Annotated in this window: 22 protein-coding genes; 17 read left to right on the top strand and 5 right to left on the bottom strand. The window is 45.7% G+C overall.

Going from position 1 to position 23,388, the window contains the following annotated elements:
* Positions 1–107: 107 nt before the first annotated feature.
* From acpS to proC, 5 genes are all read left to right on the top strand, one after another.
* Positions 108–566, top strand: a complete 459-nt coding sequence (gene acpS / locus QUA03_RS10495; protein WP_333211847.1) for a holo-ACP synthase — start codon at positions 108–110, stop codon at positions 564–566.
* Between the two features lie 42 nt (positions 567–608).
* Entirely contained in the window at positions 609–878 is a 270-nt protein-coding gene (pipX, locus tag QUA03_RS10490) for a transcriptional coactivator PipX (RefSeq protein WP_333058020.1), read from the top strand.
* A gap of 72 nt (positions 879–950) precedes the next feature.
* Complete coding sequence (locus QUA03_RS10485; RefSeq protein WP_333211845.1) at positions 951–1,616, top strand: YggS family pyridoxal phosphate-dependent enzyme; 666 nt, start codon at positions 951–953, stop codon at positions 1,614–1,616.
* 117 nt (positions 1,617–1,733) lie between these two features.
* The gene (locus QUA03_RS10480) at positions 1,734–2,351 is read left to right on the top strand and encodes a cell division protein SepF (protein ID WP_333080778.1); all 618 of its coding nucleotides are present in this window, start codon (positions 1,734–1,736) and stop codon (positions 2,349–2,351) included.
* A 200-nt stretch (positions 2,352–2,551) separates the two neighbouring features.
* Complete coding sequence (proC, locus tag QUA03_RS10475) at positions 2,552–3,397, top strand: pyrroline-5-carboxylate reductase (RefSeq protein WP_333211844.1); 846 nt, start codon at positions 2,552–2,554, stop codon at positions 3,395–3,397.
* Positions 3,398–3,433: 36 nt separating this feature from the next.
* Here proC and QUA03_RS10470 read toward each other — a convergent pair whose 3' ends face one another.
* A complete protein-coding gene (locus tag QUA03_RS10470; protein ID WP_333211842.1) occupies positions 3,434–5,857 on the bottom strand; it encodes a bifunctional serine/threonine-protein kinase/ABC transporter substrate-binding protein in 2,424 nt (807 codons plus the stop codon).
* 166 nt (positions 5,858–6,023) lie between these two features.
* Between QUA03_RS10470 and QUA03_RS10465 the strand changes: the two genes are divergently transcribed.
* Positions 6,024–6,821 (top strand): calcium-binding protein, encoded by a 798-nt coding sequence (locus QUA03_RS10465; protein ID WP_333211840.1) that lies wholly within the window; start codon positions 6,024–6,026, stop codon positions 6,819–6,821.
* 97 nt (positions 6,822–6,918) lie between these two features.
* Here the strand turns inward: QUA03_RS10465 and plsY are convergent, their stop codons facing one another.
* From plsY to QUA03_RS10445, 4 genes are all read right to left on the bottom strand, one after another.
* Entirely contained in the window at positions 6,919–7,599 is a 681-nt protein-coding gene (gene plsY, locus QUA03_RS10460) for a glycerol-3-phosphate 1-O-acyltransferase PlsY (protein WP_333211838.1), read from the bottom strand.
* Positions 7,600–7,712: 113 nt separating this feature from the next.
* A complete protein-coding gene (locus QUA03_RS10455; RefSeq protein ID WP_333211836.1) occupies positions 7,713–9,044 on the bottom strand; it encodes a DUF3086 domain-containing protein in 1,332 nt (443 codons plus the stop codon).
* Positions 9,045–9,102: 58 nt separating this feature from the next.
* A complete protein-coding gene (locus tag QUA03_RS10450; RefSeq protein WP_333211834.1) occupies positions 9,103–9,495 on the bottom strand; it encodes a DUF3119 family protein in 393 nt (130 codons plus the stop codon).
* A gap of 63 nt (positions 9,496–9,558) precedes the next feature.
* The gene (locus QUA03_RS10445; protein ID WP_333211833.1) at positions 9,559–10,353 is read right to left on the bottom strand and encodes an MlaE family lipid ABC transporter permease subunit; all 795 of its coding nucleotides are present in this window, start codon (positions 10,351–10,353) and stop codon (positions 9,559–9,561) included.
* A gap of 185 nt (positions 10,354–10,538) precedes the next feature.
* On the opposite strand from QUA03_RS10445, the gene QUA03_RS10440 reads away from it, so the two are divergent.
* From QUA03_RS10440 to QUA03_RS10390, 11 genes are all read left to right on the top strand, one after another.
* Entirely contained in the window at positions 10,539–10,826 is a 288-nt protein-coding gene (locus QUA03_RS10440) for a hypothetical protein (RefSeq protein ID WP_333211831.1), read from the top strand.
* A 251-nt stretch (positions 10,827–11,077) separates the two neighbouring features.
* Complete coding sequence (locus QUA03_RS10435) at positions 11,078–11,518, top strand: Hsp20/alpha crystallin family protein (RefSeq protein ID WP_333211830.1); 441 nt, start codon at positions 11,078–11,080, stop codon at positions 11,516–11,518.
* Between the two features lie 275 nt (positions 11,519–11,793).
* On the top strand, positions 11,794–12,135 hold the full coding sequence (locus QUA03_RS10430) for a hypothetical protein (RefSeq protein ID WP_333211828.1): 342 nt from the start codon (positions 11,794–11,796) through the stop codon (positions 12,133–12,135).
* Position 12,136: 1 nt separating this feature from the next.
* Positions 12,137–12,553, top strand: coding sequence for a hypothetical protein (locus tag QUA03_RS10425; protein ID WP_333211826.1), 417 nt, complete (start codon positions 12,137–12,139; stop codon positions 12,551–12,553).
* 322 nt (positions 12,554–12,875) lie between these two features.
* Positions 12,876–13,277 carry a fasciclin domain-containing protein gene (locus tag QUA03_RS10420; RefSeq protein WP_006634220.1) on the top strand — a complete coding sequence of 134 codons (402 nt, stop codon included), beginning with the start codon at positions 12,876–12,878 and terminating at the stop codon, positions 13,275–13,277.
* Between the two features lie 329 nt (positions 13,278–13,606).
* Positions 13,607–18,709, top strand: a complete 5,103-nt coding sequence (locus tag QUA03_RS10415; protein WP_333211825.1) for a PAS domain S-box protein — start codon at positions 13,607–13,609, stop codon at positions 18,707–18,709.
* 316 nt (positions 18,710–19,025) lie between these two features.
* Positions 19,026–19,253, top strand: a complete 228-nt coding sequence (locus QUA03_RS10410; protein WP_015178453.1) for a hypothetical protein — start codon at positions 19,026–19,028, stop codon at positions 19,251–19,253.
* A 318-nt stretch (positions 19,254–19,571) separates the two neighbouring features.
* Positions 19,572–20,657, top strand: coding sequence for an amino acid ABC transporter substrate-binding protein (locus QUA03_RS10405; protein WP_333211824.1), 1,086 nt, complete (start codon positions 19,572–19,574; stop codon positions 20,655–20,657).
* A gap of 194 nt (positions 20,658–20,851) precedes the next feature.
* Positions 20,852–22,066: an ABC transporter permease subunit gene (locus QUA03_RS10400; RefSeq protein WP_333211822.1), complete on the top strand. Its 1,215-nt coding sequence runs from the start codon at positions 20,852–20,854 to the stop codon at positions 22,064–22,066.
* A gap of 46 nt (positions 22,067–22,112) precedes the next feature.
* Positions 22,113–22,712, top strand: coding sequence for a hypothetical protein (locus QUA03_RS10395; protein WP_333211820.1), 600 nt, complete (start codon positions 22,113–22,115; stop codon positions 22,710–22,712).
* 50 nt (positions 22,713–22,762) lie between these two features.
* Positions 22,763–23,284: a DUF29 family protein gene (locus QUA03_RS10390; RefSeq protein ID WP_333211819.1), complete on the top strand. Its 522-nt coding sequence runs from the start codon at positions 22,763–22,765 to the stop codon at positions 23,282–23,284.
* Positions 23,285–23,388: the final 104 nt, after the last annotated feature.

Genomic DNA, 23,388 nt, shown 5'->3' with positions numbered 1-23,388 from the left:
CTGATTCGAGCGGGGTTTGGAACACCGGCCTAGATTTGAGTAAGTTTTGTCTGGTGCGCGACAGTCCTGCTAAAGTAATGGAGACAAATATTTAGAGAACCAAGACCTTGAACATCTATCTTGGGACAGATATTGTATATGTTCCGCGTATACAAGCCGCATTAGATCGGTTTGGTGATCGCTTCCTCGAAAAAGTTTACACGCCCGCCGAACAAAGGGATTGCGGGCAACTAAATTCTCAACACAGCAGCATTAAAGGTAAAATGAATCGAGTTTCCTGCAACCAGCTAGCGGGGCGCTGGGCAGCAAAAGAAGCCGTTGTCAAAGCTCTAGGCACGGGATGGCGGGGAATACGGTATGCAGATGTGGAAATTCGGCGCTCCGAAAACGGTGCTCCCAATGTGCAACTGCACGGAACCGCAGCAGCACAAGCCTCTGTTTGGGGAAATTGCCAGTGGCAATTAAGCCTCAGCCACGACGGAGACTACTGCACGGCTACGGCGATCGCCCTTTGTAGCCCGCCGTCAAACAACACCGTCGGGCGATCGAGCGAAACTAAAATCTAAAATCTAAATCTTTAATCTAAAATTGATCGATTGTGAGCGTGAATGACTACCGAAACTTACCTGAATCATCCAAACTTTGGCCTCCTCTTCAGGGTATCCCAGGTTGAAGACAGCCAAGAATTATTTACCACCCTATACGCCCAGCGCCTGTTTTTTTTGGTGACAAACGGCCCTGGCGGGCTGAGATTTGAACCAATTAGCCGCTCCGACGCTCGCCTCATGGTTGAAATTCGCCTGCGAACCCTGCGTCGCAGCGGTCAATATCACGAGTACGACCAATTGCAGACCATTCACCAGCGCACATTTCAATAACGAAAATCAGTAATTTGGTAATTGGTAACTGTCTTAATTTTCCTTCCCTCCCGTCAAGAGCGTTGAGTACCCATGACCATAGCCTCTCGAATTAAAAGCATTCGCCAACACTTGCCGGACTCAGTGCGGTTAATTGCCGTTACCAAACAGGTACCGACTGATGCTATCCGCGAAGCATACGACGCCGGTATCCGGGATTTTGGCGAGAGTAAGGTTCAAGAGGCTGCCGAAAAACAAAGCCAACTGCAAGATTTACCGGATATCAACTGGCACTTGATCGGCCACTTGCAAGCCAACAAAGTCGCCAAAGCCCTAGAGCATTTCCAGTGGATTCACTCTCTCGACAATTTAAAACTCGCTCAGCGACTTTCGCGCTTGGCGGGGGAAATGTCCTCCTCTCCACAAGTCTGCCTGCAAGTCAAAATGTTGCCCGACCCGGACAAATACGGCTGGAGCGTTCCAGAACTGCTGGCCGACCTTCCAGAACTCAACAAATGTCAGCATATCAAAATTCAAGGTTTGATGACAATTCCTCCGCTGGGATTAGATGACTCGCAAATCCTCGAATTATTTAACAGCACTCGCGAACTTGCACAGAAAATCCAGCACCAAAATTTGCCCTGCATTCAAATGCAGCAGCTCTCGATGGGGATGTCGGGAGATTATCATTTGGCAATTCAAGCAGGTGCTACTATGGTACGGCTAGGACAAACCTTATTTGGCTCTAGGAGGGGATAAATAATTGAAATCTTCTGATAAAGACAATTTGGGTTAAATATAGAATAGTCAGCTACCCGCGACTAACGCGCAACGCGAGTATAGTCGGGGCAGCCAAGTCGTGAAGGAGCGTGAATCATGAATATTTTTTCTAAACTGCGAGATTTTGTAGGCATCAACAATGAGCCTGAGTACGATGACGTTTACGACGAAACGGAAGGGGAGCGCTATCAGAACTTCTACCAAGCGCCTGAACCGAACCCCGCTGCAGTCGCAGCCGCAGAAGAAGAACGTCGTCAAAATCGTAGAATGCGAGAGCGGTCAGTAGTAGGATCGACAGGTATGGATGTCGTTGCACCAACCGGCGGAGTAGGGTCAGTAATGAATAACGTGATTGGAATGCCTGGAGCTATGAACGGGATTTCGGAAGTAGTAGTAATGGAGCCGCGCACTTTTGAAGAGATGCCGGCAGCAATTCGAGCCCTTAAGGAACGCAAGTCTGTGGTTTTGAACCTGACGGTGATGGACCCAGACCAAGCGCAAAGAGCTGTGGACTTTGTGGCGGGCGGTACTTATGCCCTTGACGGTCATCAAGAGCGAATTGGCGAAAGTATTTTCTTGTTTACGCCTAGCTGCGTGCAGGTGAGAACTCAGTCTGGTGTGGTTCACGAAGTGCCTCCTGCTCAAGGACGGCCTCGTGCTGCTGCTCCTGCACCGACAGTCTGGCCGGCAGAACAAGCTCCAGTAGCTCAGTAGTTCAGTTGACAGTTGACAGTTGACAGTTGACAGTAGTCAGTGGTGAGTAGTTAGTAGTCAGTAGTCAATAGTTAACAACTAATAACTGTGGAATAAACACTGCGGATTAATAACATTAGCTAACAACTAAGTAACCAATGACAACTGACAACTGACAACTGACAACTGATAACTCAAAAGTGACAAGTGACAACTGACTAATGACAAACATAAAATTTGGTACGATCGGCGGCGGGGTAATGGGAGAAGCTCTCTTATCCCGCTTAATAGCAGAAAAAGTTTATTTGCCTTCAGAAATATTGGTGAGCGAGCCTGGGGTAAAGCGCCGCGAGTTTTTGACTGAGAAATACGGGATTGGAACAACAGCCAGCAATCTAGAAGTTGCTGTCGCTACAGAAGTGCTGTTTTTGGCAATTAAACCGCAAGTTTTTGATACGGTAGCTTTGGAGTTGGCGGTGGCGGCCGATCGCCAACAGGGAAATAATGGAGAAACGGCTAATTCCCCGCCACAAGCGCTGGTAGTGTCGATTTTGGCAGGAGTGCCACTGAGCAAGCTCGAACCAGCTTTTCCGGGGCGGGGAGTGCTGCGGGTGATGCCGAATACTCCAGCCACGGTAGGGGCGGGAATGAGCGCGATCGCTCCGGGAAAACTTGTTCAACCGGCTGATTTAGAATTGGTAAAGCGCATCTTTCAGGCCGTGGGAGAAGTGGTAGAAGTACCTGAGAGTATGCTGGATGCGGTGACTGGGCTTTCGGGTTCCGGGCCTGGTTATGTAGCAATTTTGATTGAGGCGTTGACAGATGGCGGAGTTTGTGCTGGGCTGCCACGGGCGATCGCCTCTCAATTAGCTTTACAAACAGTATTCGGTACAGCGAAGCTAATGCAAGAAACGGGAATGCACCCGGCACAATTGAAAGATCAAGTTACGAGTCCCGGCGGTACAACTATTGCGGGAATTGCTAAATTAGAGAGTAGCGGCTTTCGTTCTGCGCTAATCGAAGCCGTGAAAGCAGCTTGTTTGCGTTCTCAAGAATTAGGTAAATAAGTCAGGAATAACGCACAGAAACCGTCAAAAACGAGTTCAATCGCACTTTAAACCTGCCGATTTTGCCGTCCGATATTTGACGGGAACAAAAGCTACACCGAACTGTTCTTTTCGACACTTGACAATATGCACTAAATCCGGTTGAAAATTTTGGCGATCGCCGTTCGCATCAAACTCAATAGTTCCTGTTGCTCCTGTGGCGCTAAAATTCGGACTCGCAATAGTTTTCTGCATCCCTTCGCGGCTCGGTTGCTGTTGCATTTCTATTGCTGTAATTAGCGTCCAAGTTGCATCGTAGGTTAAAGCTGTGCGGTGGTTGACGTTTCCTCCCCAAAGCTTTCGAGCGTTTTCGGCAAATGTGCGGTTGGGAGCAGCTAAGGGATGCCAAGAGGATGATGTCACCAGTTTCTCAAAAGACGGTAACTGGGAGGCAGTTTCTAAGGTTTTCTGGCTGTAGATGCCCCCGGTTCCCACTACCCAATTGCGAGCGCCATTGGCTTTAATAAGTGCCATCGCATTTTTGACTGCATCCGGGACATGACTCGTACTTAAGACGATCGCTGTTTTCTCGCTTCGTTCGACTTCTTGTAATGCTAGTTCAACGTTGAAATTTTTCTTACACACATTGTATTCAGTGATGCTTAAAATATTCCCTCCTGCTTGTCTAAACTGTTTTCTGAATTCTTCCCACAATGAAGAAGTAGCTTGAATCTCAGGACAGTAGAAACCCACCGCTTTTTTCTGACCTGCGTTTTCAATCAGATAGTTCTTGAAGTTTTCAGCAGTAATTTGATGTCTAGGGACAGTGCGAAAGAAAAACTTCCGAGGTTTTTCTGTTAATTGTTCCGTTGTAGTCCCAGGCGAAATTAAGACTAAATGATTTTTGTCATAAGTATCGACTGCATTCACAGTCATCTCGCTAGTATAGTGACCGACGACGCCCAATATCTCGGTTTGCTTCACGAGTGAAGAGGCCCTAGCTTTTGCTTCTGTTTTGAGGTTGGCATCGTCAGCGATAATGACTCTAATACCCTTGCCATTAATGGCTTTTCCTGCTAAAAAACCTTGACCGGGAAAGTAGTTATTGCGATCGGAATGAAACACTCCTAGGTTGACTTCTGTTTGGGCATGGGCAATGCCGCGCAACATTTCTCTAGCCAAATCAGAATTGACAGTACCTCCTTCGGTGTTGCTGATGGGAACGGCAACTGCCAGGGTGTAGTAATCAGCTTTTTGGGCGTTCAAAAGAGCATTATTCATGTAAATTAAAGTTTCTGGATCTTTGCGTTCTTCTTCGTTCCACGATTGTTTTAATAAATTAAAAGCTGATTGATGGTTTCCATTAAAAAAATCATTTACTCCCCATTGCTTTAATCGCGAAGCAGATGTTTTGATGAGAATTTCATCGCCACAACTCACAGCATCTCCCTGGATTAAGGGACAAGTTTGAGGGGTGAAAATTTTGTGTATTAAAAATGCTGCTAGCCCGAGGCATCCTGCGATCGCGATCGGCAAGCAGACTCTCAATGTATCTTGCCATTGGCGTTGAGGCTTCGGCAGCAGAGGTTGTTGTGAAGAGGGCGCAGGTGAGTGCAACGCTGTTAGCGAGATCAAATCCTGCAACACTTCAGCAACAGATTGATAGCGATCGTTAAAGTGGTAACGCACCATCTTATTTAAAACTTTTTTCAGCTTGTCGCTAATTTGTACCATCGGGCGATCGTCAGTTGAGTAGTGCCAGACGAGTTCCCCCGTTTTTTTATCATGAAAAAAGTCTTCAATATCTAACCCTGCGATCGCTTGAATGCCAATGATTCCCACAGCATAGATATCGCTGTTAAATCTTGGTTGATTTTTCCACTGTTCGGCTGGCATATAACCGTCTGTACCGATGACACGAGTTTGAGTTATTTGGCCGCCCTCGATCGCCAAAGTGCCGATCGCTTTTACCGCGCCAAAATCAATCACGGCAATTTTGCCGGTTCTTGTGCACCGGATTAAGTTTGATGGTTTTAAATCGCGGTGAATAATCCCTTGATCGTGGACTAAAGCTAAAACGGACAAAATGTCCTGCAATAAATCAATAACTTCTGACTCCTGAAACTGCCTGCCTGAACCGATCTCTTTGTTCAGCGGATTTCCTTCGATGTATTCTTGAATTAAGTAAAATTTTCCCTGTTCAAGAAAGCGATCGATTAACTTGGGAATCTGCGGACACTTATCGAGATACTTCAGGGTTTTAGCTTCTTTTTCAAATTGCTGTTGTGCTTCCTCCAACAGCCGCGGATCGTTAGATTCAGGAGGCGGAATTTCCTTGACGACGCACAAGGGATTTTCGGGGCTGCCCAAAGCGTCGTTAGCCGTATAGGTTTTAGCAAACCCTCCCTCACCTAATTTAGCGATAATTCGGTAGCGATCGCGCAGAATATCTCCTGGATTTAGACACCTAAATTGTTCCATCCCCTTAACTCGCTGCACTCGTTGGTGTCGAGCGTAGCACAAATATGACTTTTATGAACTCAAAGTTATGACTTTTATGAACTCAAAGTTATGACTTTATGAATAGACTTTGAGATTGGCTTATTTAATAATCTTGGCATCTGAGATTTTACGGAGAAGATATTTTATGGCTTTACAAAGAGACCCATCAGGATCGTCGCGCTTTTTTGGCGACAATACATCCGAATATGTAGATTTACGGATCGGAAGTGGAGGAATTTCCTCTGGGGGAGTTTTGCTGCTAGGAGGTGACGATACAATCGATGGCGCAATAACCAACGATTTGATCTTTGGCAATGAGGGGGAAGATATTATCAGAGGGATTTTTGGCAACGATTCTTTATTCGGGGGAAAAGGGAAAGACGCAATATTGGGAGGGGACGGAAATGACTCTCTCAACGGCGGTCAAGACGGAGATTTTATTCTGGGTGACAGTGGAAATGATGTTTTAGTGGGCGGTAAAGGCAATGACTTTTTAGTTAGCGGTAACGGAAATGACACTCTAGTGGGAGGTTTGGGTCGAGACTTTTTAGGAGGCTTCACTGAAAATAATCCAATAAAAATCGGGGGCAGCAACTTGTACGTCCTCCAAGCAGAACCCGGAGTTACAGATGTCAATAATGCCGATCTCCTTGTAAGTTTCAGACCCGCTTTCGATAAAATTGGATTAGCAGACGGTTTGACTGTGAATGATATAGTGTTGGAAAATTTGCCAAATGTACTCATTACAGTACAGTTTGAAGTTCCGCAAGCAGCGGGTTCTTTTGTCACACCCGATCAATTAAAACCCACATCGATGGCGACTTCAGGGACTGCGATCAAACTCAGGAATTCAGGAGAATTCATCGGTTTTGTGGAGGCTGTAACGCCTGCTCAACTGCAAAACAGCATTCTCAATAGCATTATCTCGGTTCAGGGATTCTAAGCTGTATAATGCGCTGCAACGCCTCCTACAAAAGCGGAAATCGAAGATTGGACAGAGAAATAGTAATCTGCAACCAGCGGTACAACAATTCTACCGCTCAATCGCTAGCTGCTGTTTCCAATTTCTCTCCAATCCTCGGTTCAGTACCATTCAACAAGCGCTGAATATTACTCCTGTGCCGCACAATTACAAATACCCCGCCCGCAATTCCAAACAATACATAAGCCAGCGGCTGATGTAAAGCAAACATCAATCCAGAAACGCTAATTGCCCCTATAATCGAACTTAAAGAGACAATTCGCGATACCGCAAATACTATCCCGAAAATTCCGAAAGTTCCCAAACCAACAGGCCAGTACAAACCTAGCAAAACTCCCAAACTCGTAGCCACTGATTTACCGCCGGTAAACCCCAGCCAAATAGATTTGCTGTGGCCCAAAACAGCCGAGAAACCCGCCAAAGTTGCCATCCAAGGGAGGACAGTTGCAGTATTTTCTAAACCTGCGGCGGTTGCTAGCTGGCTGGTAAAAGTGAGAGAGTAAATATAGCGGATTAGGACGATCGCACTTACCCCCTTCAACACGTCAACCAACAACACCCCCAACCCCGGCCCTTTGCCCAAAGTCCTCAGTACGTTAGTCGCACCAGTCGAACCCGAACCAACCTCTCGAATATCAATTCCTAGCATCCATTTCCCCAAGGCGTACCCAGTCGGAATCGAACCCAGCAGATAAGCTGCTATTAGCAATGCGCCATTTAAAATTATCCAGCTAGCCATTTTTTAATTTGAGATTTCGTGTACTTTTAAAAGTTTCAACCTTTCCCCTAGCATAATTAGCAATTAGCAATTACTAATTAGCAATTACCAATTACCAATTACCCATTACCCAATCAAAAATCCTTAGCCGCCATCAAAGTTTGCGGATCAGCAGCAAAGGCCAGCCATAAAGGAAATTGCAGGATTGACAAACTAATTAAGTCCTCAGTTTCATCAATGACAATTAGCGGCAATTTGCCATCTTTCACCAGTCGATCGGCTTTTTGAGCCAAAGCCTCCGCAGACTCAAACATAATAATCCCCCTTTCCGGGCCGAAATCGCTGCGAGTAATGCCCAAACAGTCCTGCAAACCCCGGCGCCACTCTCCCAAACGTTCGGGACTGTTGGCGAGCACCAAAGTCCGCACCCGCCCGCCGTAGACGCTTCTGAGTACAGAAATAATTGTCGAAGTAATCAAGATATTTTGCAAGCGCGAACCCATAGTCCGCAAAGCACCCCTTCCTCCTTGGGTGAAAAACCAGTTAGAAACTCGTTCCGCGTGGATGGGTTCAAAAGTGCGGCGAAGTTGCCAAGGCGGGCCGTAGTAGTCGGGGACAGTGCGGTATTGATCGAGGGTGCGGCGAATTTGTTTGGCTTGTTCTTGAAATCCCTGTTCGGCAAATTTGGGATTTACCGGTGCTGAGGATTGAGACTCCTCAGCAGCAGTTCGCTGTGGTGTCTCTTGCACTGGCGGTGTCAAATCTAAGAGTTCGGCGGTAGCGGCCAAATCCTGCAAACTGCCTACTAAATAGTCTTTGAAACCCTGGACTCGAATTGCTAAATCTTGGGAAACGCCGGCAAAAGTGGTTCGCATTTCCTTTTGAATTCGATCGCGCCGACGTTCGAGTTTTTCTACTTCTATTTGTAGCGCTTGTTTGCGCTGATCTAATTGAATCAAGCCGTCTTGTACCAAACGCCCGATCGAGGCTTGAGCCTGGCCCAACGCTTCTATAGCATTGGCTTTCTCGGCTTCCAAGGCGGCAATTTTTTCAGTCAAAGCTTGTTCTTGCTGGTGCAATTCTTTGACTCTCTCTGCCAACTGTTCGGTAACATTGTCTGGGATGGGCGTTACCGTTTCTGCGGTTGCTGTTGGCACAGAGTCTGTTGGAAGCTCGATTTGAGCGATCGGACTTTCTGATTCGCCATCGTGGGTGTTGGGCGGAATTTGGGCAATTGCGCCTGCTTCGTCCACGAATTGGGCGATTTCGGCATCTTCCTCTGCCAGCGGCGGGTCTGTTTCTGGCGGGAGTTGGGCTGGCAGTTCATTTTCGTCGAGCCACAAATCCTCTGTTTGAGATAGAAGTTGGTATTCCGTCTCATTCACGGGCAAATCGACTTCGCCTTCACCGCTTGGGGCGGCTGGTTGTGGTTGGGGTTCTTGGGTTGGAGATTCGTCTGAATTCATGGGAAATTTTGTTCGGCGTGGGCACGGAAAAGTTAAAAATTAAAAATTAACAACTTTTTTAGTCTTGACGGGGACAGCGCTGTTCTAAGCAGGTCTGTAGCATTTTACGATCGAACAGAACCGGCAGAAAGTGAATGCTGTTAATTTCTTTGAAATAGAACAAAATCGGCACCGCAGGCCAAAATATCCGCCAATTTTGCCATTCTCGGTAAGGAAAGCGGCGGATTAACTTGGACGATCGATAAATGTCCAAATCTGTTGGGGTAAATTGTAGCCGGAGGGTGGCGGTTTGGTACATCAGAAACAAGCCGAACACAGAAAGCGGCAAACTCACCCACTTCTGAACGAACAGTAGCGGTAGGGCCGCCAGTACCAGGACTAGGGGAATCGCATAACTCGGAGCGAGTTCGATCGTACTTGTCGGCGCAGTCGAAGAGGCAGTTGTATTCACGGGTTTAAATCAAGGGTAGTAAACGAATGTTGCCGATTATTCATATTTTATCTGTTTCCTAGCTTACAGGCCTTTGAGTACGCTAGATCCCGTCCCCTGAAACATCAGCCAAGTCAGGAAAAAGTTCACAATAAAAATAGCCAGTAAAGCCGTCACCACCGCCGTAGTAGTCGATTGGCCGACGCCTTTTGCCCCGCCAGTGGTGGTCAAACCCCAGCTAGTGCCGATTACAGCAATCAAGCCACCGAATACAAAAGCCTTAATTGCCGCGCTGCAAATATCCCACAGACTCAGGAAATTGCGGACTGATTCTAAAAACACGCTGTGAGAGATGCCGTACATAGTCGTAGCAATCAGCAGTCCGCCGGCGATGCCGGTGACGAGACACATGATGGTTAAAATTGGCAGCATCATGCAGCAAGCAATGACGCGGGGAATTACTAAATAGTCGATCGGGTCTGTTCTGAGCATCAGCAGGGCATCTATCTGTTCTGTTACCTGCATCGTGCCGATTTCCGCTGCAAAAGCCGAACCTACCCGTCCCGTCACGATTACGGCTGTTAAGACGGGGCCGAGCTCGCGAGTCAAAGACAAAGCCAAAACGCCGCCGACGACATTGCCGGCACCGAGGTTAACAAACTCCCTCGCTACCTGAATCGTAAATACCATGCCGACAAAACCCGCAGTCAGCAAAGCAATCAGCAGGGATTCCGGGCCGACGGCTGCCATTTGGTCGAGGGTGTTGCGGCGGTGAATTTTGCCCTTCAGCAAGTGCAGCATGACTTGGCCGCCCAATAAAATTGCTGCAAACAAGCGCTGACTCCACAATCTGAGGCTCGAAGATGTAGGGGTGCTCAAGGGGATTTCGAGTGTATAACAACTGCAAAAATGAAATCTATCTACAAATCTTAAACAAGTTTTTTCTCTAACATTTAAGATTTCTGACAGAACCGGCTACTGAGGGCGATGGCTACCTATCCTGGAAAAAGACAAGTTTTGTTTGCTTGCACCTTTCGGCAGTTTAGCTGAATTTACTGACTCTTATGAGCATTTTCCCCAATTTTCTGCGCTCTCTACTGTTGACCAGCCTGTTGAGCTTTGTCGCCCCCTTATTGTTAATCGGCGCGGGATTGACTAGCTTTTCGCTGATCGGCTTCGTGCCTGCTCTCCAAGGGGTCGGTCGTTCTGGAGAAGACCTAATTTTGCAGTTTTTAGCTACTTTCGGCAGCGGCTGTCCGATCCAGGGCTTTTTAGTGATCGGTCTAACTTTTGGTTTGGTGGGTGCTTTGTTTGATACCTACGCTTCTTATCAGCATTCGCGGTGGGGTTAATTTTGTTTCGATTTGAGATTTTAGATGGGAATTCATCGCTGGAATCTAAAATCTAAAATGGCTGGGTTCGGGTTGGATCGGATACCCGTACCTAGGATGATTTTACAATACCGATCGCGAATGTTCGGAAATGCGATCGCCCTTTTTGCGGAAAACCGAATCCCCCTATTTCGGGAGCTGGAATATATTAAATACAGGTTGAGTCAAGTGTTTCTCAACCCTAAAAATTTCAGATAGTCGAGGTATTAGTTATGGCACTTATTCGTTGGGAACCTTTGCGGGAAATGGACTCCTTGCAGCGAGAAATGAATCGGTTGTTTGATAGCTTGACGCCAGCAACCGATCGCGCATCTAACGGTGTTGCTTTTGTACCCGCCGCCGAACTCGATGAAACTCCCGAAGCCATCCACCTTAAATTAGAAGTTCCAGGCATGGAAGCTAAGGATTTGGATGTACAAGTAACCGCAGAAGCTGTTGCTATCAGCGGCGAACGCCGTCAGGAAACTAAGAGTGAAGAGAAAGGCATGACTCGCTCTGAGTTCCGTTACGGTTCGTTCCGCCGGGTGATTCCCCTACCCGCACGGATTCAAAATGACAGCGTACAAGCTGAGTACAAAAATGGAGTTTTGCACCTGAATTTGCCCAAAGCAGAAGCAGAAAAGAACCGCGTAGTTAAAGTTCAACTCGGCTAAGAAATAATTGTTGGGTAATTGCTGATAGATAGGGCGTGCGGTGCGCGCCCTATTTGTTTTGAAAATTGGGAATTGGTAATTGGTAATTGAGCCGAAAAGCATTGGGCATTGGTAATTAGCCATTGCGAATTTGAGGAATGATTCTTCCTTCTTCCTTCTTCCTTCTTCCTTCCATCCCTTACATCCTCAGAAAGCGAATCCGTTGCCGAACTTCCTTGTTCCGATTATTCAACCCTGCTAAACTCCAATAAGCAATGGTTGGTGAGGAGACTTGAGTGCCGAGTCAGGGAGTGGGAGGAAATGGAATTGCATCTGAGTTTGGAGACTTAACCGGGATGACTCGCCAAGAAGTAGATGATTTTTTGCGCGGATTGGGTGCAGAAATCAGACCTACTAAAGGTGGTTATCTTGAATACGAATTTGCCGATCGTTCGCGAGTCAATATCCGTCCTGATGGTGAAGTTGTACGCACCCCAGCTCCCAGATACGGTTCAGATGGCCGAAAAATAAACAAAGGTTTGCGTCTTGACAAAGATGGCAGTTTGGTCAAAACAAGCGATGAATTTGGCAATAATATTCCTGGGACGCACAATACTGGAGAAAAAGTGAGTAATTAATATGCCCGATGACTACAACTTGCTTAATTTAGGTGGACTTACATCCCTCATCACCAATGTCAATGTGTCTTTGTGGGGGAATGAAATTTTATTTGAATGTATTTACGATCCGACAGGCGATCGATTGCCTTATAGCATAGTATTTCATGACTGCAGAGACATCAGTTGGGAGGTGTTCCATCCTGAAGATGTCAAAGATCCTGAAGCTGATTTGATTGGTTTTCATTTAGGTGAAAACGCGCACCGGAAAGCAGCTTTGATTCATACGGATATTTTTGAAGTTTTAATTTTGTACGGCAGTTTTAGCATTCACAAGGGAGAAAACCTAAAGGCTGAAGTAGAAGATTTAGAAACAGAGAATTGGGGTATCACAATCGCCAGCAGTAATGTACCAATTGTAAACCCCCCCCGCCGTTAAATTCCCAAGCGGTTAGTAATATTATATCGGGTAAAATAACTATTACAGGACTTACGCACTCCGACTCCTCGAAACTGGGTTTTTTACCTAATCTGCGGGTTTTAACGAAGTATTTTCGTACAAAACCCGGTTTCTGGGCTGCCATATGTAAGTCCTATATTATTAGGTTTGTAGTGAGGACTGAAGTCCTCCTCAAAAATGTGAGGATTGAAGTCCTGACTACAAAATAATTACCAATTTTTCAAAAAAGACAGTAGGTATTGTTGCCCGCCTCAGTTTACGATACTTAATAGAACTTTTTTCCCAGATGAGGTAAAACACAATGCCTGATATTGTTGATATTGCCGTAGGTGCGGGTTCGTTCCAAACCCTCGTAACAGCCGTGCAAGTAGCTAATTTAGTAGATGCGCTCAAAAGTCCGGGCCCTTTCACTGTCTTTGCACCCACTGACGATGCTTTTGCCAAATTGCCACCGGGAACTATCACCACCCTAGTGCAGAACGTTCCCCAACTGACTAGGATTTTGATGTTTCACGTCGTATCGGGGAAGTTTATGAAAGCTGATTTGGCAAAACTCGGTTTTGTTACTTCCTTGGAAGGTTCGCCGATTAAAATTGATTGTTCTGACGGTTTTGAGGTGAAAAATGCTACAGTTGTCGCTGCGGATATCGAAGCTGATAACGGCGTGATCCATGTGATCGATAATGTGATTTTAATGGGCTAGTTTCACCGTCCATTGATTTTCGATTTTCGATTTTTGATTGACTCTACAGATGAATTTGAGGGTTTGAACTTTGGTCTAATTTTTTTTTGTTTAAGCCACGGAAGTCTGGATATTGCATCTATCTTTAGGTGTGATGTTAAGTCGCAGCGGGAGCGAGAGCTTGCATTGAGCAGTGTCTCTTTGCTCCCGATCGCGCCTTGGTTTTTTAGCGCGTGAAGGTAATATAAATATAAAACGTTGTCTTTTCGTCGGATATATTTTAAGATGATTGTTTACAAAAATTTGAAAATCAATAATTATAATATAAGCAAACCAGTGTGGTGAGCACTATGCAAATCCTAGCCGCCAGCCTCAAAGCACAAGTCCGCCAGCGTACCTTGGAACTGCAAGTTCTCAACGAACTTACTGCAAAAGTTCAAACCAGTCTCAGTGCTGATGAAATTTGGTCTGCGTGTCTGGCATATCTCGATCGCCTGATTCCTGGGGCGGCGATCGCCATTTTGACCCTACCGGACGATCGACTATACCTGCAACACTTACAGCCCTTAACTGCTAGCACCCGATCCGAAATGGAAGGGCGGTTGCAAGCTGCTCGCGCTGAATGGCTTGCTGGCAATCGGGACTGGGCGCACAACATGGCTCCGGCACCAATGGCTCAGTTTCAGTCGCTCTTGATGGCACCAGCCAACCCGGATGAAACTGAGGAATTATTGGGAGTATTTTTCATTGGTGCAGAGCAGGCAAATGTTTTTAATTTGGAACACCTTTGTTTGCTCCACACAGTAGCTCAAATTTGTGCAAAAGAGTTAAATATCTTAGCATCTAAACCGACCATTGTCAAGGATACACTTCAAAATAATTGTGCTCTGGATTCGGAAAGTCAAGAACTATTGTTGCGGGCTGTAATGGAAGCTGCTGCGGACAGAGTTTTTGCTAAAAATAGAAATTTTAGATACATTTTTGTTAATCAAAGTTTTGCTGAATATGTGGGGAAAAATGTTGAGGAAATTATCGGCAAAGATGATATTGAATTAGGGTTTTCAGCCGAATTAGTATTTGGCGATCGCAACAACTCAATTAGGGGCATCCGCGAGGAAGATCGAGCTGTGCTGGCTGGGGAGAGGGTTCGCAATCCCTACCAGGCGATCGTCTTTGAAGGCGGAAAACAGCACGTCTTTGATACGCAAAAATTGCCGCTATACGATGCAGAGGGTAATATATTTGGGGTTGTGGGTTTGTCTAGAGAGATTGGTCAATTGCAAGCCACAGAGGAAGCCAGGAATCAAAGCCAAGCCAAACTGCAAAAAATTACTGCTAGCGTACCGGGTACGGTATATCAAATTGACTTACATCCAGATGGCTCGATGGCCTTCTCGTTTGTGAGCGCGGGCTGCCGAGAATTGTATGAAATAGAACCAGAGGCTGCTCAGCAGGATTTTAATGTAATTGTTGACATGATTCATCCCGAAGATCGAGATGATTTTCTTAACTCGGTGACGCTTTCTGCTGAAAATTTGCAGCCTTGGCGGTGGGAAGGAAGAATTGTCACTCCGTCAGGAAAACTTAAATGGGTGCAAGGAGCTTCCCAGCCAGAATTCCAAGCATCGGGGGAGATAGTTTACTACGGCTTGTTCACGGATATTAGCGCCCGGAAACAAGCTGAACGGAAGCTGCAACTTTATCAACAAATCTTTTTAAAATCCAACGATGCGATCGCGATCTTAGACCCCGAAGGCTATTACTTAGAAACAAATCAAGCTCACACGGCTTTGCTGGGTCACAGCGCGTCAAAATTGTGGGGAAAAACGCCTGCCACTCACATGGGAGAACAGACATTTGCGTCGGTGCTGCAAAGCTTGGCCACTTCGGGGAGTTACCGAGGCGAAATGACTTGTATTAAGGCTGGGCAAATGGGAATAGTTGAGGTGGAGGTTTCGGCTTTTGCGGTTTTAAATGATGCTGGGGATGTCGTTTGTTATGTAAGTGTTAAAAGAGACATCACCGAACGCAAGCGAGCTGAGGACAAACTAAAACTTTACCGAGAAATATTTTTAAACTCCAATGATGCGATCGTCATTATCGATGCTGACGGGTTTTTCCTCGAACAAAATCTTGCTCACCAAACGCTTCTAGGATACACAGACGCGGAATTAGAAGCAGAAGCTTCGCCGCTGGTGGCGGGGGATCGCTTTTTGGCAATTGCCCAAAGTTTAGCAAAAACAGGAAGTTTTCGGGGCGAAATTACTAACTCCACTAAAAAAGGTCAGACGCTGGCGATCGACGTTGCGGCATACTCTGTGATTAACAACGCCGACGATGTAATTTGTCATGTCTGCGTCAAGCGGGACATTACCGAACGCAAAAAAGGAGAAGAAGAACGGCAAAAATTTGTGTCGCTGATTGAAAACAGCAGCGATTTTATCGGTATGGCTACCCTAAAAGGCAAAACGCTGTTTGTCAATGAAGCCGGACGAAAACTGGTGGGTGTAGAGAATCTTTCGGCTGTGCTTCATACGGAGATTTGGGATTATATTGGGCCCTATTTTCAACAGAAATTCAGTCAAGAGATTTTACTAACAATTATCAGTCATGGCCAGTGGCAAGGCGAAGGTCAAATGCAGCACTTGGGCAACGGACAACCCATTGATGTTGTGATGAATGCTTTTCTGGTCAAGCACCCTCAAACCACCGAACCGCTGTGCTTTGCTGCGGTAATTCGCGATGTCACCGAACGCAAGCAAGCTGAGAGAATGCTGCGGGAACAAGCAGAACAAGAACGGCTGGTTTCGGCGATCGCCCAGCGAGTCCGGCAGTCTCTTAACCTCACTCAAACTCTGAGCACTGCTGTACACGAAGTGCGACAGTTGCTGGCAACTGACCGCACGGTAATTTATCGTTTTGAGTCCGAGGAAACAGCGGTTGTGGTGGTGGAATCTGTAGGAGATGATTGGATGCCCCTGCTGGGCAGAAAAGTTCAAAGAACATCCTTTGGGGAAAGTTTTGTATGGCTGTACAGTGCAGGAACGATTCAAACAATGGCAGATATTTATACGGCCAATTTGAGCGAGGAACACCGAGATTTACTTGCTAGTTTGCAGGTAAGGGCTAATTTAGTTGTACCAATTTTTATAGGCGATGAAAGTCAGGGGTTGGTAGCAGAATATTCGCCGGAAACTCGCATTGAACTGCCGGAAAGGAGTTTGGAAACGAGTCAAAATCGGTTGTGGGGATTGCTGATTGCCCATCAGTGCAGCGCTCCGCGTGTTTGGACTGATTCTGAGATGGATTTGCTGGGAAGGTTGAGCGTGCAGTTGGCGATCGCCATTCAGCAATCTACTCTTTTTGAACAAGCGCAGCAGGCCCGAGAAGCAGCCCTAGAAGCATCTCGAATGAAGTCGCTATTTTTAGCAAATATGAGTCACGAAATCCGTACTCCGATGAATGGAGTGATGGGGATGACTGATTTGCTGCTGAAAACGAATCTTACTCCCGAACAGCTTGACTTTGTACAGACGCTGAAACTCAGCGGCCAAAATTTACTCTCCATCATTAACGATATTCTGGATCTCTCCAAACTGGAAGCAGGAGAAATGCGCTTAGAAACAATCGAATTCAACCTCAGTATCTGTGTGAATGAAGTGCTGGACTTGTTGGCAACTCCCGCACAAGAAAAAGGTATAGAAGTGGTGGCACTGATTGACAGCGACGTGCCGGTGCAAATTAAAGGTGATGCAGCGCGGTTGCGGCAAATTCTCACTAATTTGATCAACAATGCTATTAAGTTTACAGAAGCAGGAGAAGTAGTAATTGAGGTGGCTAATGCTAGTAATCCTGGGTTGTTGGCAGCCAGCGATAATCAGAAAATTTTAGAGAATATCGAACCGTTAAAAATAGAAAACAATGACTCGATGCTCCTGCTGTTTAAAGTCACAGATACAGGAATTGGGATTGCTCCCGAAGACAAAAAAAAGCTGTTTCAATCTTTTACTCAAGTTGATGCCTCTACGACAAGAAAATACGGTGGGACAGGTTTGGGGCTAGCTATTTCTAAGGAGTTGGTGGAATTAATGGGTGGGCAAATCGGTGTGGAAAGTACCCCTGGCCAAGGCTCGACTTTTTGGTTTACTGTGCCGACAGTTACGGAAAATTTAACCGCTGTAGGCACAGCGTGCGAAGTGAATTTTGAAACGGTGCTGGCGGGGCGAAAAATGTTAGTTGCCAGCGATAAGCCGACAGTGCGAAAAGTGCTAGTGAGAATGGCTGTTTTGTGGGGAATGGAGGTGGAGGAGGTTGAGAACGGTTGGATGACGATCGCATCTCTGTACAAAGCTGTTAGCCTTAATTCCCCTTACGATATCGTTTTGGTTGATATTCAGTTGCCGGAAATGGTGGCGGGAAGTCTCGAACGCTTGAGGATTTCTGAGCCGGCAATGCAGCAGACGCATTGGGTGGTGCTGACTTCAATGAATCAGCTTGCAGAGGCGAAACGCTTGGTAGATAGCGGTTTTAGCGGGTATTTAACTAAACCTGTGAAAGCTCACCGACTATTTGATTGCTTGGCGAATGCGATCGCCCCGATGACGCTGATTGATGAGTCGCAGGTAAATCCAACGTCCAATCGAGCCTCGGCTATTGACAACCGGGAGTTAGCAAGTTTAAAGATTTTGTTAGTTGAAGATACTCCAATCAATCAAAAAGTTGGTCTCAATCAACTCAGAGTTTTGGGATGTACTGCGGATGTAGCCAATAACGGTGCAGAGGCGCTATCTATGGTTGCCCTGAAAAAGTATGACATTGTGTTGATGGACTGTCAGATGCCGGTTTTGGACGGTTATGAAGCAACGCTGGAATTGCGCCGCCGGGAAGCGGCAGATGCTGCTGGGAAGATGGAGTCGCATCAAAAGACGGTGGTGATTGCAATGACGGCGAATGCTTTGAAGGGCGATCGGGAAAAATGTCTGGCGGCGGGCATGGACGATTATATTAGCAAACCTATTTCGATCGAAAAGTTAAAATCTGTACTAGAAAATTGGTCGGCCAAGCTAAAAATTGAAACTCCCAAGTTTAATGGCGAGGAACTTCTAAACTCTGATCCCGATATCGAATCGGTAGTCGATATGGCACGTTTGCACGAAATTTCGGGCGCTGATTTAGAGTTTGAGCGGGAAATACTGCAAGCTTTTGTGGTGGATACTGGTAGTTATTTAGAAGCTGCTAAGGGGGCGATAGCATCGGCAGATATGGAGACACTGGCCCGCCACGCTCATCAAATTAAAGGTGTCAGCGCTACGGCGGCGGTGCGGTTAATGCCCGATATGGCAGATCAGCTTCAAAGTCTTGCCGAATCAAATGATTTGGAGGGGGCTACAAAAATCATCGCTGAATTAGAAATAATTCTGGCGGGGGTTGAAAAGTTTGTGGCTACTGAGTAATCTATCAATTTTCTTTTGAACCGGGCTATCGGGCACGATCCCGGACAGCTCTTGGCAGCCCTCGCGAGCGAGCGCGTGTAAAGATTGTTAATCTTTTATCAAGATGTTTATCTGAATGTGAAGGAATTGGGAACTCTTATAACATCTTGTGTGTTGTAACTTGTGACACTACTGCATTAAGTTATTGTGGTCAAATATAAAATAATCATTAAGCCGATCGACATGAGGGTGCTTTTCGTAGATCGGCTTGAGACACCAAGACCAGCTTTTCGCTATCCCCGCCCATTAAGTGCGTATTTACGCTCAACGAGGTTTTATGACTCCAGTCATGTTACGCCAACTTTGGTCATTAATTGAGACCACCCAAGCTACTCTGTTAGTCAATTTAGACGATGCGACCTTGGTACAGTGGCTGCTAAAGCAGTTAAAGACGAACTCTGCGCTTAATGGCAAAGAAGCAGATTTGTTGGACGAATACATCCAGTCTCGGCTTTCCCTAATCCGCGATTTAGCTGAGCAGCGGCTAGCCCCAGAGCTACTGTGAGCGGATTCAATCAAAATCGGATAAATATTCCAGGGAAAGGCGATGAGCCCTTGCGCTGGGCAGAAATAGCAGAAAAGAAACCGGGTTTCAAGGATAAATCTTAGGTTTGACGACCAGGCCTTCAGCCAGAAACCGGGTTTCTAACTCTGGGTTCCCAGTTTGCTCAAAAAAAAACAGGCGGGTAGTCGGTGCAGTTGCCGCAGTGCAGCAACGGATGCAGAACGGCTAATTTGAAACCGGAAGCTGTGTAGATCGCCGATCGCCACAGTTCTGACAGCTACAAGGTAGGATTGTCAGGAAAGCGTTCTATTAAAATTTATGCGTAAATGGGGATTTCTGCTGCTAGCAAGTGTGTTGTTTGTGGCACCGTTGGCGTCTTGTAGGGATCGATCGGCACAAACCGGACAAACAACAGCAACAACTGCGGCAGGTGGCAACTCGCAACAAGGTTCCAGCCGGATAGATACAATTGTCAGCCGCGGCAAACTGATTTGTGGCATCAGCGGCGAACTGCCGGGTTTTAGCTTTGTAGACGAAAAAGGCAAATATTCCGGACTGGATGTGGATGTGTGCAGGGCTGTCGCGACAGCAATATTTGACGATCCCGAAAAAGTCGAGTACCGAAAACTCAACGCTAAAGATAGATTTACAGTTTTGCAGGCGGGAGAAATCGACATTCTCAGCCGAAATACTACCTACACCGCGAGTCGCGACAGCACTACCGGACTGGAATTTGCCCCGGTGATCTTTTATGACTCTCAAAGCATCATGGTCAAAAAAGATAGTGGCATCAAAAGTTTAAAAGATTTTGCGGGCAAATCTATCTGCGTGCAGACAGGTACGAGCACGGAACAAAATTTGTCCGACCAAATGCGAAGATTAGGAGTTAAATACACTCCTGTCGTGTTTGAAGATGTCAATTCTACCTTTGCCACCTATCAAGAAGGTCGCTGTCAAGGTGTTACTGCCGATCGATCGCAACTTGTTTCTAAGCGGACAACTCTGCCGAATTCCGAGAATAATGTTGTTTTGCCGATCGTGATGTCAAAAGAACCGTTAGCCCCAGCGGTGAAAAGCGGCGATCCTAAATGGTCGGACGCGGTGAGATGGATTATTTTCGCCGCGATTGAAGCTGAAGATTTGGGAATTAATTCAGGAAATGTAGACAAAATAGTGGCAAGCACTACAGATCCGAACGTCAAACGTTTGCTAGGAACAGAAGGAGATTTAGGTAAAGGTTTGGGACTCCCGAACGACTACGCTGTCCGCGTTGTTAAGAAAGTGGGGAATTACGGGGAAATCTACGATCGCAACCTCGGCCCCAAAAGTACACTTAAGTTAGAACGCGGTCAAAACAGACTCTGGAAAGATGGCGGTTTGCTTTACTCGCCGCCGTTCCGTTAATTTTAGTTAACTGTTGACTGTTGACTGTTGACTGTTGACCGTTGACTGTTGACTGTTAACAGTTAACCAACAAGATATTTTAGACAGGAAGGTACTCCGCGCCTAGCAGACTTTTAAGGTGCTTGTTAGGCGCACCCTACAAGATATTTTAGGCAGGCTAAAGTTAGGTATAGTTCGCTCTAAATTAAACAGTTATGAACCCAGAACCTCTACCGGGCAAATCGCAGAAATTGCCCAAATTTAAAGATATATCAAAACTGCTGCGGGACGATCGCTTCTGGAAAATAGCCGGACAGGCGATCGCCCTAATTTTAGTAATAGTTGTTATCGCCATTCTCGGGGACAATCTGGGCGCCAATTACTCGCAACTGGGGATTGCATTTGGATTTGATTTTCTCAATTCCCAAGCATCCTTTGACATCGGTGAAAGTGTAATCCCCTACAGTCCCGCTAACAGTTACAGACAAGCTTATTTAGTCGGTTTAATCAACTCGCTGCGGGTGATGGGTATCGGCATTATTTTCGCAACAGTTGCGGGTTTGACGGTAGGGATTGCGCGCCTTTCCGACAATTGGCTGCTGCGAAGTTTGGCTGGTTTGTATGTGGAAATTTTGCGAAATACGCCGTTATTGCTGCAATTATTTTTCTGGTATTTTGCAGTTTTCATTTCCCTGCCCAAACTGGAAGACAACCCGCAGTTACGCGGGCCGATTTACTTGACAAATCGCGGCATTGCTGTACCTTGGCCTGTGCCTTTGCCGGGTTTTGCGATTTGGTTGATTTTGCTAACTGTCGGAGTTTTGGCTGCCGCTGGGCTGTGGAGGTGGCGGGCGCGGGTGATGTTGGAAGAAGCTAAGCCGGGAAGACAGTTGTTTTGGGCTCTAGGTGCGATCGGGATGAGTGCAATCTTAGCTTTGATTCTTACCAAAAATCTGCCTTTTCGCCTAGATTTCCCCCGCCTGACACAAGCCTTGCAACTCGAAGGAGGATTAAAATTAACTCCTGAATTCGCAGCCTTAGTGACAGGACTCAGCTTGTATACTGGCAGTTACATTGCAGAAATTGTGCGGGCCGGAATTCAGTCAGTATCGAGAGGCCAGTGGGAAGCGGGAAAGTCTTTGGGGCTGAAGTCTGGAACAATGATGCGGATGGTAATTTTGCCGCAAGCTTTGCGGGTGATTGTGCCACCTTTAACCAGTCAGTATCTGAATTTAGCTAAGAATTCGAGTTTAGCGGTTGCGGTTGCTTATCCCGACGTTTATTTTGTGGTGGGCTCTCCGACGTTGAATCAGACCGGTCGGGCGATCGAAGCAATGTTAATTATCATGGTAACATATCTAACAATTAGTTTGATAGTTTCTCTGTTCATGAATTGGTACAATAAAACCGTACAAATCAAGGAGAGGTAACTGCTGACTATTTGAGATTTTTGAGGTAGGATTAAAGGAGAAAAAAATGGCATACAGTGATTTTAGTTTAGCAAAAGTATCTAAAACTTTTGAACTTAAACTTTTAGATGTAGTTAATATGTTTTCTGCTATTCCAGAGTTAGAAAGTAGTAATTTTTTAGAAGAAACCCTTCTATATACTGTGCCATTAGCTATTAGCAGTAATACAGAAAAAGCTCGCTCCGAAATGATTATTGCACCAATTTTGATCGAACTGAGAAAACAGTTAAATTCTGAAATTAGCTTTTTTTCCGGAATAGACTTTACAATCGATCCCGAAAAAGGATTAAATGGAAATTGCGATTTCCTGATTAGTCGTTCTCCAGAATTATTAATTCTTACCGCACCAGTAATTATCATTGTAGAAGCCAAAAAAGAAAATATCAATGGCGGATTGGGACAGTGCGTAGCAGAAATGCTAGGCGCTAGAATATTTAATGAACGTGAAGGCAACGATATTCCTGCGATTTTTGGCGCTGTCACTAGCGGGACTAACTGGAGATTCCTAAAATTAAAAGACCAAGTAATTGAAATAGATTTAACAGAGTATTACCTTAGAGATGTTAATAAAATTTTAGGCATTTTAGCTAGTGTAATTAATAATTAATACCTAATAACCATATTTGGTTAGGAAATATCAAAGTTGAGGTAAATCAAATGACACAAGAATTAATTGCTCTTAGAAAGAGCATATTGGAAGGAAGGTATACGGAGGCTTTGGCAATAGTCGATGAGTTAGATGGAATGAGCAAACAGGCAATCTTGCGACAAATCCAATCTTTTTTAAATGTTTTGCTGATTCACTTGATTAAAAATCAAGTTGAACAGCGATTAACTGGTTCTTGGGTAAGTTCGATTCGCAATTCAATTAGAGAAATTAAAAAGGCAAATATTAAAGACAATAAAACATCTTATTACATCAATTCTGATGAATGGGAGAGTTTTATAGAGGAGGAGGTGATTGAGGATGCGATCGCAGAGGCTGCCGAGGAAGTATTGAATGGTGTTTATACTCAATTTCAACTTGCAGAGATAATGGATAGAAACCTGATTATTCAGACTGCTGTGAGGTTATTGAACTTGACTTATATCCATTCCGCCAAAGATTTACCCGCAGTGTTAGCCCAGCATTTAAGTCAGTTACCAGGTGGAGAAGATTGGATAAATCGGCGAAAATAAGTAGTATTTTTTTAGCCTTGGCGATTGGAAAGAGACTGTTGGCGAATTAAAAAAGGGTGAAACCAAACATCCCATAATCATGGAAAAAAAACTACAATGAGGCA

It is taken from the genome of Microcoleus sp. S36b_A4 (assembly GCF_036700645.1).
In the GTDB taxonomy this organism is placed as follows: domain Bacteria; phylum Cyanobacteriota; class Cyanobacteriia; order Cyanobacteriales; family Microcoleaceae; genus Microcoleus.
The sequence above is the reverse complement of the archived record's forward strand: the minus strand, read 5'-3'. Positions and strand labels throughout refer to the sequence as shown.